This window comes from Butyrivibrio sp. WCD2001 (assembly GCF_000424485.1).
Lineage (GTDB): Bacteria > Bacillota > Clostridia > Lachnospirales > Lachnospiraceae > Butyrivibrio.
In genome coordinates this window covers 80604-93652 of record NZ_AUJZ01000009.1, presented here as the reverse complement: position 1 = coordinate 93652, position 13049 = coordinate 80604, and the positions used below count along the sequence as shown (strand labels likewise).

Sequence of the window (13049 nt, the reverse complement as noted above, 5' to 3'; positions counted from 1 at the left end):
TGACTGCTCGTCACACCATCTGCAGAGTGATAATGTGATTAGGATCCTTCCCAATACTCCGCCACTCAGGGTAGAGTAACCTATAGTTATATAATAGAATAACATTTTGCTGTGATTTTGTAAATAGTATTTATTATGTGATTATCTATAAAAATATATAGCCATTTTAGGTGATATTCCCCTCATCCGTCTGCGAAGCAATACATTTACCTTAATGATACGCAGTCTGTCCAGCCCACGTTTCCGTTATCAGCCTGTCCTACTTCATCCTCAGCCGCATCCGGGAAGCAGAGATCTACAACAGCCTGGGGAAGTCCCTTTTCATTGAAGAGGAGTGTAGATAATGACCTTGTTTCATTGCTGCCCTCAATATCTGTGCTGAAGCTGATATTCGCAAACTTCTCACGGTCATAGGTGAAGCCTCTCCACTTTTCATTTACATCGCTTGTAGCTCCATAAAGTGATTCCGGTACGGTGTATTTGAGAACATCATTTATCTCATTTGTATTCTCACTGGTCCAATACTCATCATGACCGTATTCACCGTCTTCTGTATAAGTTGTCACACCCACTGTGGCCTTAACAATCTTATCCTGTCCATCCTTCCAATCGGTGGGAATTCCGTTCTTTTTGAGGAACTCTCCTGTCTTTGTAAAGGACGGGAATATGAAGAAATTATATAAATAATTACTGTCATACGGATTATCGGTATTCTTTAAACCTGAAATTTCTATGCTTGCAAGCTCCTTTGTCAAATCGTCAAAGGTCTGATTCATCACATCTTCTCTGTAAGCCTCAAGGAATTCTTTCATTTTTGCAGAGCCTATATTCTCTTCAAAATAACCTGAAAGTGTTTCATAGCCAATCTTATCGATCTCGTTTGGCTCCATAGTCAAAGCAGGGAATTTCCCGTATTTATACTCATCACTATTGTAGATAGCTTTGTAAGCATTCACCAGTTCATCGGTATCAAGATCAACATAGTATGTTCTTCTGATCTTTTTACCGTTTTTCATGTTCCACTGAACATTTATTATTGTGTTATAGGCTATTTTCCCGTCCTCTCGAATCACAGCAAGTTCACTCTGGCCATACCGGTCACCACGATAAGCTACTCTGTGGTTATTCTTGGCATTTATGGCTCCCTGTTTTGTCAGCTTTTCAACATTTTCCATGTCCTTAAGCTTCATGTTTCGGAAAATGAACTCGGAATTACTTGTCCCCCAATCGTAATATAAATTATCCTCGGGATTATCCATTGTTCTGTACAGAGGACAGTGAAGATTTGCAAATACCAGGTAATCATCGATTGCAACACTCTCAACTTTGTCAGGCATAGGCTGCCAGCTCTCATAGCCAAAGATATCAAACATAAGCGCAAGCAGTAAAACCGCAGCAATTCCCGTGCCAACAAAAAATGAACCAAAGTGCTTAAAGCTTGCCTTAAAATCAAATTCATATATTGTCTCAATTACAAAGTGTACCACAATAAGGCCGCATACCATTCCGAAGATAAAGCTTCCGAGACTTCTGGTATCACCGATGTAAAACATTGTTATTCCACCACCAAGAGAAGCTACCACAAGCATAACAACCTTAATAACAGGCTTCGTAATATCAAAGGCCATCGCTTTTCCTGCAGCCTCAGCATGTCTCTTTGTGATCAGAAACCTTGAAAGGCCATACCCTGCCACTGCAATAAGAATTGTTAATATAAATGGTACTATTGCACGGCCAAAGCGGAATGCTATCTCATACTGTCCGTCCCCGCGAAGTGCATTCACAAGATCAGTCGACAGTGTTATGGGTGAGCCCTTAAATAAACCTGATCTGGGTACGTCAGATGCATAACTTCCGAAAAATGTTCCCATCAGTACTTCTTTCAAAGTGGCCACAACAGGACCAAGGAAGAAGAATACTCCGCAGCCAAGAGCCGCAATCACAACATGTCCTGTAAGAACTGCGGCGAGCACGCAAACCTCGTAAAACATAATATAAACAAGTATTACTATCAGAGCAGATGCTGCATAAAGGGGAAGCGTTTTTGCCTCAACATAGCCTCTTGAAAGCCCCATAAATACTGTTATTATGTGGCAGATAATATAAGGCACCGCAAACACTATAATTCCCATGAGATTGGCAACATCAAAGAGCTTAGTCCTTTTGACCGGAAGCGAATAATAAAGATCCGTCTGCCTGGAGTCAAAGAGGTAACTGTAGCCCTGGAGCGCAATTAGCAGAGAAAGCCCAAGAAGAATTAAGAAAATCGCAACATTCTGCATTCCACCGACTTCGTAATAGAATGCTCCTCTCACATCATAAATTGTTGTTCGCCCATCGATAATTCTTTCTTTGTAGCGTCCTATCATCAGAACCGCCAGAACTATCTGTGCAAAAAAGTTTGCCGAAATTGAAAGTGCGATGGGCCAGAGCCTCCTTTTGGAATTTTCCTTAAGCAGATCAGCAAATAATCTTTTTGATGTCATATCCCTCTACCCCCGTTTCGCTTATAAATATCTCCTCAAGAGACAGCGGAAGAATTTCCATAAAAACAGGACTCTCCGCTCTTAAAGCGTCGTTTATTTCATCCTCCTGACCTCTGATAGTCATTGTAACGAGTTTTCCCCGTTCCTCCGTAGTGAGAATACACAACCTCTCTTCTATCCTCTTTCTGCTGACGTCATCCCTGAATACGCACTGCAGCTTATGTACATCCGCCTTAGCATCATCAAGGTTTTTGGATAAAAGTATTCCTCCCTTGTGAAGAAGTCCTACTGTATCGCAGATATCCTCCAATTCTCTGAGGTTGTGGGATGCGATAATAGGTGTGAATTTTCTCGAAGCCATGTCTCCCATGAAAAGACTCTTAACCGCCTGTCTCATCACAGGGTCAAGACCATCGAAGGTCTCATCGCAGTACAAATATCTGGTATTTGCTGCGATACCAAGTATAATTGAAAGCTGCTTTTTCATTCCCTTTGAAAAAGTCTTTATTTTTCTGTTTTTATCAAGTCCAAAGTTTCCCATGAGAGTATCAAATCTCTTCATATCATATTCGGGATAGATGCAGCCGTAGAAAAAGGCCATCTCCTTCGGTGTTGTATTGGGAAAGAAAGCGGTGTCATCCGAAATATAGAAAAGATCCTTTTTCACCTCCGGATTCTCATAAACAGGTCTTCCGTCAATTATTATAGAACCTGTATCCGGCTTAAGAATTCCTGCCGCCAATCTTAAAAATGTACTCTTACCTGCGCCGTTTGTCCCCACAAGTCCGAAGACCTGCCCGTCGTCTATGGTAAGATCAATACCGGCAATCGCCTGTATATCATCAAAGCTTTTGGATAAATTACTTACCTGAATCATACACTTCCTCCTGTTTTTTCATTTCTTTGTCCTCACATTCCTGTGAGGTTCCCCTCCGAAAAAAGTGGTGCTAAGTGGTCATTTTCTTACTGACTCTGTCGATTAGTTCTGCAGAAGTCATACCGATCTTTGCGGCCTTATCAACAACTGCGTCAAGCTCATCCAGTATCTCCCGCTTCTTCGCAGGAAGTACTTCGTCTGCCGATGCTGCGAATCTCCCCCTTCCCGTGACAGAGTAGCATAGCCCTCTCTGCTCAAGAGCATCGTATGCCTTCTGAATCGTGTTGGGATTGATGGAAAGATCCATGGCAAGCGACCGAACAGACGGAAGCGCTTCATCAGCACTTATCACGCCGCAAAGGATCAGCTCTTCAATTTTCCCTGAAATCTGCTCGTACAGAGGTCTTTTGTCTCTGTAATCAATCTCTATCAGCATGTCATCCTCCTGTTTGGTGTGTACTATTGTAACTAGTACACTTAGGATAATAGTTTATTTAGTAGAGTTTGTCAAGCGCAATAAAAAAGCCTTCCCCCTTTGGGGGAAGGTGGTGCGCAGCGCCGGATGAGGGGCTACCTGTCCTTAAACCAATCTCTCACTGCCATGAGGACGAAGCCCAATTCATTCTTGGCCTGAAAATCGGATTCTTCTTTATGCCAGTTCTGCGGTGGAATAAGAAGTTCCCCGCTCTCGGACAGCAGTTCTTCTTTCGATAAACCTGCTCCGTAGATATCATCCGTGGGGCTTGCTTCTATCAGCACAGCATCACCTGTAGCCAGCAGTGCATCAGCAAAGTCTTTATCGGAAAGGAACTTCCCGATATTACCGTTAAAGATAATTTCGCGGTTGCAGCTTCTCCATACAGCCTCATCAAAATTTGAGATTTCTCTGCCAAGCTTTTTGCAGATGGCAGGATCCTCTTCATTCATAATCTTACTGTAGGTATCGAAATCATTAAAAAGCAGGGCCTTTTCAGACATCATATACTGCTCCGCAGTGCTATATTTTCTTCCGTTTATGAAAATCGGTTTTCCCTTGTACCACTGAGAAAGCTGGCAGTATTCACTGGTTTTTTCAGCAAGAAAGAAGCATACATAAGTATGTTCATTGCCGTTTGCAACCTCGTCAATCAGCCAGTCGATATGATATTTATTGTAAGGAGCACCGGGCAAAGAAGGAGAAACCGTTGGGACGGGCAATTCTATATCCGGCACTTCGCTCATCGAAGTAGTTTCTACAGCTTCATTTTCTGCAGCTTCATCTGTATTCCCCGTTTCATTAGCGCCATCTTCACTCCCGGGCTCGATGTCTGCGACTTTTTCTTTAGCCTTTTTTGCGCTCTTTTTCTTTGGCTCCGCCTTTTTCTTAGGCTCTGTTTTCTTCGGTGCAGCTTCCTTTGCAGCCTCAGAATATGTATTAAAGCTCAGATCATCCGGAACAACAAAGCTGATATCATCAAAGGCGTCCGGATTTTCGGCAACAAAATCAGAGACTGTAGCTATAGCAAGCTTTGCAGCCTTATCAACGGGATAGCCATATTCACCTGTAGAGATGGAAGGAAATGCGATTTTGCGAATGCCATTTTCGAGGGCGATTTTCAAAGCGCTGACATAGCAGGAGGAAAGAAGCTCCTCCTCGCCTGCCGTACCGCCCATCCATACAGGACCCACGGAGTGAATTATGAAATCACATGGAAGGTTATAGCCAAGCGTAAGTTTGGAATCACCGGTCTCACAGCCGTTTAACCTGCGGCATTCCGTTTTCAGCTGAGGGCCGGCGGCTCTGTGAATAATTCCGTCGAGACCGCCTCCACCCAGAAGAGAGTTATTAGCCGGATTAACGATTGCTCCAAAACCTGTAACTTTTGTGATATCACCTTGCAAAACGTGAATCATGATGTCCCCCTTTAGGTCTTGTATGTATAGAATTAGGGATTAACCCTGGAATCCAACTGCTTTGTTGATTGCATCCTGTGCAAGTGCATAGTTTACGATACCGAGACCAACAATCTGAAGAATGATAAACAGAACAGCAGAGCTTCCGTTCGGAGTATTCTTGATCTGATCAGTCTTCTCACCCATCTTGTAAGCCCAGTACCATCCGTAAATACCACAGGTAATAAAAGTAAGCAGGAATGCAATTACACCTGATGTCTCATGGCTGCGTCCGCTGAGCTGATTGGACTCATCTGTAAGAACAATAAACCAGTAAATACTGTAAATACCACAGGTAACAATTGAAAGAACGATTGCAAGAGCAATGCTTCTGCCGCTTATTCCGCCGCCGTAATAGGGAGCTGGCTGATTAGGCTGAAAGCTGTTGTAACCGCCTGAATTCTGGGGATCAAAGCCAACAGGCTGATCATTCTGAGGTATAAAACCGCTATTCTGATCATTCATTGAACCCATGCCCGCATTCTGATTAACCTCGGGACCTGCACCCTGACCCGGATTCGGAACTCCGAGAGGCGCACCGCAATTGGTACAGAATTTGGAGCTATCGGGATTTTCTGCTCCACAATTAGTACAAAACATTTCTGACTCCTCCTAAATATAGTTGTTTGAATTACCTGCTTATTATATCACAATATAGTGTATAATTATGCTAAAAGGGGGAAAAAAATATGCCGATTTTAGGAGCTTTCATGGTACCTCATCCGCCTATTATCCTACCCGAAGTAGGTGATGGCGAGGAGAAAAAGATTTCCGAAGTAACAGCAGCTTATGAGAAGGTAGCTGACGAAATTGCAAGCCTCAAACCTGATACTATCGTTATCTCCAGTCCTCACAGCATCATGTATGCGGATTATTTTCATATTTCTCCCGGGAAAACTGCTTATGGGGATATGGCTCGTTTTAATGCTGAGCAGGTAAGCTTTGACGCCGAATATGATGAAGAATTGGTAAGCACCATCTGCCGGATTGCTGAAAAGGGCGGCATAGACACATCTGACAAGACGAACGATTCAGATAGCGAAGGTCAGGGCGGTCTGGCTCTGCATGAATTCCCCGCAGGCTCTATGGGCGAGCGCGACCCTTCCCTGGATCACGGAACAATCATTCCGCTTTATTTCATTTGCAAAAAATATACTGATTTTAAACTGGTTCGAATCGGACTCTCCGGCCTTCCTCTGGCACTCCATTACCAGATGGGGCAGATTATTCAGAAGGCTGTGAACGAAACCGGAAGACGTATAGTCTATGTTGCAAGCGGTGATCTCTCTCATAAGATGAAAGAAGAAGGTCCCTACGGCTTTGCTCCTGAAGGTCCACAGTACGACGAGCGTATAATGGACGTCTGTGGCAGCGGCGACTTCAAGCGTCTGTTTGAATTTGAAGACAGTTTTTGTGAAAAAGCTGCTGAATGCGGACACAAATCCTTTGTAATGATGGCGGGTGCGCTTGACGGTCTCTCCGTAAATGCCGAGGCTCTTGTCCACGCTGCAACCTTTGGAGTAGGCTACGGAATCTGCCGTTTTGAGGTAGGCGGCCCTGATGAGAGCAGGCATTTTCTTGATATATGGAGAGATGAAAAGTTAGATGAACTAAGAGAGAGGCAAAAGGATGAAGATCCTTATGTAAAGCTTGCCAGATTTTCACTTGAGAACTACGTCAACGCAGGTAAAACCTTGCATGTAAAGGACGTTATGGATATGGATCTGCCCAGGGAAATGTATAAAAACCAGGCGGGCACTTTCGTCTCGATACATAAAAACGGTGCCCTTCGAGGCTGCATCGGAACCATAGCACCGACCTGCGGCTGCATAGCAGAGGAAATCCTGCAAAATGCTATAAGTGCTGGGACTAACGATCCGAGATTCCCGATGATAACGCCGGATGAACTCCCCTGGCTTGAGATAAGCGTGGATGTTCTTGATGAGCCGGAGCCCATATCATCACCGGACGAGCTTGATGTTAAGCGCTACGGAGTAATAGTTCGAAGCGGATATAAGCGCGGTCTTCTCCTTCCTAATCTCGATGGAGTTGACAGTGTAATACAGCAGATAAATATTGCCTGCCAGAAGGCGGGGATCCCCAAAGGGGAAGAAATTAGTCTTGAGAGATTCGAAGTTGTAAGGCATGAATAAAAAGCAATAATATCAAAAAAGCTTATCCATCAGGCCTGTTTTTCTGATGGATAAGCTTAAATATTTTTATCTTTTTCAGATTTATTATCTGTAATGCTATCTATCCCGTTTTTCATGGCTTTGGATACCTTGTTGTCCATCTCAGAGTTTATCTGTGTACTTAGCATGTCCATGATCCTGCTACTGCCCTTGGAGAAATTCATGGCCGAGTGGCGATCCATGGACTGCTTTTTTCTGTCCTCTTTGTGATTCATATCATAGCTCTGCCTCATTGTATTATTCAGAGTACGCATAGCCTGGAGTGAATCATAGACATCGGAAAACTCTTTTCCCACCTTCTCTTTAGCTTCGTCAGCTTTTGAAAAAGAACTGGAAATAGCATCTACAGCGCTCTTTTTGTTGCCTTTTCCAAGTCTGTAAATGCCATCGGAAGAAAGCAGTGATCCACTGCCCGAAAGTCCTGTCTTATCAAGATATAAATCTGTCAGTCTTCCCATAGAAGAGGATAAATCGTAACTCATAATATGCCCTCAGTCCAAAGTTTCCATAAACTACTAGCCATTATCACTCATACATCTAACTCTCATGTATACTTTCGCTATATATATCGGCATATTTTTGCCAAAAATAAACCCACATCACCAGGCATAAGCCGGCAGATATGGGTTTATATATCATCTTTATTCTTCTGATTCTTCCTCTGATTCGTTCTTAGGCGGTGCTGCCGGTATTCTGCTGTAGGTCTCTGCCATCAGTCTTATGCTTCTGGCAAGATCCTCCGACAGATAGTTTGGCAAAAGTCTCCACATCCAGTTGCCGTCAGCTGTTCCGGGCGTGTTGATTCTTGCTTCTTTTCCTTTACAAAGATAATCCACAAGAGGAACTATACACAGATCCGCCACCGATCTGTATGCTTCTCTTATAATATCCCAGACAAGAGCACCGTAGTTCGTATGCAGCGAATTGATATATCTTCTGGTAAAATCGCGCTCTCCGTCCGATATCTCCTGAACCCATGCAAAGGTCGGAGTATTATCGTGAGTTCCGGTATATACTACACTGTTTCTCGTGTGCCTATGATTTACATAGATGCTGTCCCAGCTTGTAAAGCCGTATTGCAGAACCTTCATCCCGGGGAATCCCGAATCCTCAAGGAGTTTAATATTCTCCTCTGTAGTGGTACCGAGATCCTCAGCAATCATATTAAGCTTACCGAGCTGTTTCTCCAGCGCCTTAAACAGATCCATTCCGGGACCCTTCATCTGCTTTCCGCCCCTTGCATCCTTATCGCCGTAAGGGACCTCATAGTACTCAGCAAAGCCATGAAAATGATCGATCCTGATGACATCAAACCATTCGTAATTGCGCTTTATTCTCTTTACCCACCAGGAATAGTCGTTCTTTTTAAGATAGTCCCAGTCGTAAACAGGATTACCCCAGAGCTGACCATCCTTTGAAAAAGCATCCGGAGGACATCCGGCAACCGCCTTAGGAACAAGATCCTTATCCATTTGGAAAACCTCGGGGTGCGACCAGCTATCAGCACTGTCCATAGCCACATAGAACGGAAGGTCACCGATAATCTTAACCTTGTGTTCAAGGGCATATTTATGAAGCTTTTTCCACTGTTCATCAAATTTAAACTGCTCAAAGCAGATAAATTCTATCTCGTCCTTAAATTCGCCTCTTGCCTTATCAAGAGCCTTGGGGTCTCGTTTTCTTATATTCTCAGGCCAGTCAAGCCATGATTTTCCATCCTGAGCAGCCTTTATCGAAACATAAAGCGCATAATCCTCAAGCCAGTATTCATGCGTTTTCCTATATTCCTTAAAGGCCTTCATATCACCTTTTTTGAGGAAATTCTCATAGGCTTTTTTGAGAATTAATGGTCTGTTTTCATAAAGCTTTCCGTAATCGACTTTTTCCTGATCACTTCCAAAATCGATACCGTTAATATCGTCCCAGGTCAAAAGGCCTTCCTCTATAAGCTTCTCCGGTGAAATAAAATAAGGATTGCCCGCAAAAGCTGAAATGGGCTGATACGGAGAATTTCCAAAACCTGTCGGTCCAATAGGAAGAATCTGCCAGAAGCCCTGATAAGACTTTTCAAGAAAGTCCACAAAATCATAGGCTTCTCTTGAAAAACAACCGATACCAAACTTAGACGCCAGTGAAAAAACCGGCATCAGAATTCCGCTTTCTCTGCTCATAATTCTCACTCCCCTCTCAAAACTTATACAGCTATTGTAGCATAAAAAATGCAGAGCGCCACACTTCGTGACGCTCTGCGTTGTCAGATTTTATGAAAAGCTCTTACTGCACTTCTCGTTTTTTCTTTTTTCCTACGAAGAGAAGAATTGCCAATGCTGCAGCTGCTCCTATAAGAACAAAGAGTCTTGCTGTATTTGTGGAATCTTCTGTTGCTCCTCTTCTTGAGCCAAGTACTTCACCCTTCTCCTCAGAACCGTTCATAGGTCTGATAGCACCAAGAACCTTCTTTTCCTCTGTGGGAGGATTATCGTTATTCGGTGTAGGATCATAGTGGTTAGTTTTCTTCGGCTTATCAGGCTTTTCATTCTTATTGTGCTTCTTCGGCTTATCAGGCTTTTCAGGAGTCTCAGGATCCTTCGGCGGATCACTCTGCGGATTCTCCTTAACGGTAAGTGTTCCGGTAACCTGCTTAATACTGTAATCAAGAGGCTGAACTACATTCACAAGCTTATAGTTGAATGTATTAGGTGTGCTTCCAACCTCAGTCTGTGAAGCGAAGTCAGTATACTCTGCGCTGTCGCCTGTTGCAAATCCGTCTGCACCTACTGTGATATCAGTAGCTGTAAGAGGTGTTCCGTCATAAAGCTTCTCTGCTGAAGGAGAAACAAGCTCAACCTCTCTGGGAAGGATATACAGATGTCCGATTACGGCACTTGTAGGCTGCTTCTCTTCTGCATTTACTGAAATTCCGGAATCAAAAACTATCTTGAACTTATCGGATATGTCTTTCTTAAGTCCTTCAACAGTAATCTTCTTATTCTTGGTCTCAACAGTTATCGGATATCCTGCTCCATCAGGAAGAACGTGCTTACCATATCCACCTGATACTGTAAGTCCGCTTACAACAACGTTAAACTTGATACCATTGTCAAGATTAACCTCGACTCTCTTATCATCAACAGCAAAGACCTTATCTTCCTCAGCAGCACCATCATTGAGTGCTACAGGTTTACCTGAAGAAAGTGCTTTTATCTGCAACGCTTCCGAAAGCGAAGTAGCTTTGGTCTCAGGTGTCACATCACTACTGTTAAGATCCAAACCGGCAAGAGCATTCTTAATAGTTTCTGTATCAACAACTACGTCGACATCCATGTTTCCGCGGTGGTTTGATCCATCATACTTAATATATGTATCGCGACCGTCCTGATCTGATGCAGCCTTGATCTTAATAATAATTGTTATAATCGAATCGGGCAACCAGACTGCATAGAAGTCTGTATCACTCATAAGAATTTTGCTGTCGCCGGGATCATAGTATTTTCCGTCTTTATCCATCCAGCAAAGGAATGAATATCCTTCAGGTGCCTTTGTAAATACTCCTTTATCATCACTTGCATCTGTTTTGGAATATTCTTTAAGTACATGTGATGATCCTGTCAGCTGTTTCTCAAACGGAACAACATCCGGCTCACCCTTTACATCTTTAGGATAATTTGCATGATATCTAACTGTTACATAAGCGCGGTTGATGTATCCATCAATATGATATGCCTTTTCACCTTTAGCTTTATCTCCAACATTTTTGTACACATACCATGTGATATCACTTGCCTTAGGACTTCTTAATTCATTAGTTGTTTCATCAAGAACTTTATACTTCTTCAATACGTCATCGTTCACAAAATCCGCATCTATCAGATCTGTCGGCACAGTATCAATTTCAGCATTAATCCTGGCTCCTGTAGGATCCCAAACGTTTCCGTTCCCGTCTCTTTCACTATCGGGTATTGCGTAGAGATCTCTCTGTGCGGTTCCAAGCCACTTCTCATAGCTATAACCTTTGTTCATCTCGGGATAATAATTCTTATCATCCTGCTGAGTTGAATTAGCCGGTATTGGCTGATTAGGAAGAAGCACATAATATGCTACCTTTGTTTTTCCTAATGATTTAGGATCCACCTTGTAATATATTACAAAAACATTCGTATCAGGATCATTATTCGGATTATCTACTACTTTGTCGATAGTAGTAACATTGTTTTTATTTTCCTTATCGAATCTATATATAGTGTTTCCAAGAGATACATTATTCTCCGGAGTGAGAGTTAATGACTTATCAACTACAGCTTCCAGGTTACCAAAAGGATTTACCTCATCAGTTGAGTTGAACACAAATGAAGGATCATCTGTATATTTGCCATCATTATCGCTTATAAATATTTTTACATTATAAGTTGTTATTACAGGCACTTCAGTATTTCCACCTGATGTTTCACCCTCACCAGTTGTATTGCCACTACCATTTCCACCGGATGTTTCATTTTTTTCTGTCTTTGTGCCTTCAGCATTTCCATCTGACGGACTCTGAGTATAAACAGTATTTGCAGGAGTATAGGTCTCTTCTACAGGAGCATCGGGATCATCAATGATTGCGCCTTCGATAAACCATTTTTCTCCTGTTACATGAGAAATCTTATTCCACTCAACTATCTTATTCTCGCCAGGAATAACATTGGCAGCTGCCCAATTGTAGAAGCCTTCTGTAAGTCTTGCAGCAACAGCATCTTTCTCAGTAATATCTACATTACCTGCCTCATCGGTAGGATCTATAGAAGTAAAATAGTCAGTCAAAGTAACTTCTGCGCCTGTGTCCTGATTAAAGGTATCGAAATATATTGTCTCGCTATCCTTAATAACAGAAACAACCAGCATGCCCTTCTCTACAGCAGGAGCTTCTTCTACGGTCTCTCCGCCTTCAGCGGGAGTTACAGCAGGTTCTTCTGCAGCAGGAGCTGCTTCTTCAGCTGCAGCGGGTGCTTCAGGCTCTGCAGGAGTTTCTCCGTTTTCACCATTTGCAGGTGTCTCATCAGGAGCTGCTTCGGGAGCTACGTTTTCACCCTCTGCAGGTGCGGGAGCCTCTTCGACATTTCCTTCTTCAGCACTAGGTGCGGTAGCCGGCTCTTCTACTGTCTGAGGTTCTTCTGTAACTACCGGTTCCTCTGCCGGCTGTTCCGGTTCCTCTGCAGGTGCTTCAGGTTCCTCTGCAGGTGCAGCGGGAACTTCAGCTATCTCAGTTTCTTCAGTTGAAGGTTCTGTGTTTTCAAACACTTCGCTTAAGCGAACTGTTTCTTCAACTGAGGTTACTTCTTCATTTGTCCCCTCGTCCGCTCTTACACCAATGCTGTTATAGTCAGACACGAAGGTCCGAAGCATCAGCACAAGTACAAGTGTAAAAGCAAGTTTTCTCACTATGCTCTTCTTCATAATCCCTCCTAAGATTAAAATTTTCATTCGACTATATAATTATATGAATTATTTTTTCACTTTTGGTTACGAAATATGAATAATTCTGTTCATAATTCGTACTTGACAAGAACATTTTTTTGTGAT

Annotated in this window: 9 protein-coding genes and 1 pseudogene; 1 reads left to right on the top strand and 9 read right to left on the bottom strand. The window is 42.9% G+C overall.

What is annotated here, in order from left to right:
• Positions 1-206 precede the first annotated feature (206 nt).
• The 6 genes and pseudogenes from G630_RS0110160 to G630_RS24190 form a co-directional block, all read right to left on the bottom strand.
• Positions 207-2486, bottom strand: a complete 2280-nt coding sequence (locus G630_RS0110160; protein ID WP_026498504.1) for a DUF6449 domain-containing protein — start codon at positions 2484-2486, stop codon at positions 207-209.
• A complete protein-coding gene (locus tag G630_RS0110155; RefSeq protein WP_026498503.1) occupies positions 2461-3363 on the bottom strand; it encodes an ABC transporter ATP-binding protein in 903 nt (300 codons plus the stop codon). Before G630_RS0110155 ends, G630_RS0110160 begins: the two co-directional genes overlap by 26 nt.
• A gap of 70 nt (positions 3364-3433) precedes the next feature.
• Entirely contained in the window at positions 3434-3799 is a 366-nt protein-coding gene (locus G630_RS0110150) for a GntR family transcriptional regulator (protein ID WP_022760532.1), read from the bottom strand.
• Between the two features lie 134 nt (positions 3800-3933).
• Positions 3934-4788 (bottom strand): NADAR family protein, encoded by an 855-nt coding sequence (locus tag G630_RS25820; RefSeq protein WP_442855945.1) that lies wholly within the window; start codon positions 4786-4788, stop codon positions 3934-3936.
• Positions 4771-5256: pseudogene (locus tag G630_RS25815) on the bottom strand (macro domain-containing protein); the annotation flags it as partial. The pseudogene G630_RS25815 and the gene G630_RS25820, both read right to left, overlap by 18 nt.
• 39 nt (positions 5257-5295) lie before the next feature.
• Positions 5296-5895, bottom strand: coding sequence for a DUF4234 domain-containing protein (locus G630_RS24190; protein ID WP_026498501.1), 600 nt, complete (start codon positions 5893-5895; stop codon positions 5296-5298).
• 89 nt (positions 5896-5984) lie between these two features.
• On the opposite strand from G630_RS24190, the gene amrA reads away from it, so the two are divergent.
• The gene (gene amrA / locus G630_RS0110130; RefSeq protein WP_026498500.1) at positions 5985-7448 is read left to right on the top strand and encodes an AmmeMemoRadiSam system protein A; all 1464 of its coding nucleotides are present in this window, start codon (positions 5985-5987) and stop codon (positions 7446-7448) included.
• Positions 7449-7504: 56 nt separating this feature from the next.
• Here the strand turns inward: amrA and G630_RS0110125 are convergent, their stop codons facing one another.
• The 3 genes from G630_RS0110125 to G630_RS23550 form a co-directional block, all read right to left on the bottom strand.
• Complete coding sequence (locus G630_RS0110125; RefSeq protein ID WP_026498499.1) at positions 7505-7969, bottom strand: hypothetical protein; 465 nt, start codon at positions 7967-7969, stop codon at positions 7505-7507.
• 159 nt (positions 7970-8128) lie between these two features.
• Positions 8129-9658 carry a 4-alpha-glucanotransferase gene (gene malQ / locus G630_RS21435; protein ID WP_044959085.1) on the bottom strand — a complete coding sequence of 510 codons (1530 nt, stop codon included), beginning with the start codon at positions 9656-9658 and terminating at the stop codon, positions 8129-8131.
• 103 nt (positions 9659-9761) lie between these two features.
• Complete coding sequence (locus tag G630_RS23550) at positions 9762-12923, bottom strand: hypothetical protein (RefSeq protein ID WP_026498498.1); 3162 nt, start codon at positions 12921-12923, stop codon at positions 9762-9764.
• Positions 12924-13049 lie beyond the last annotated feature (126 nt).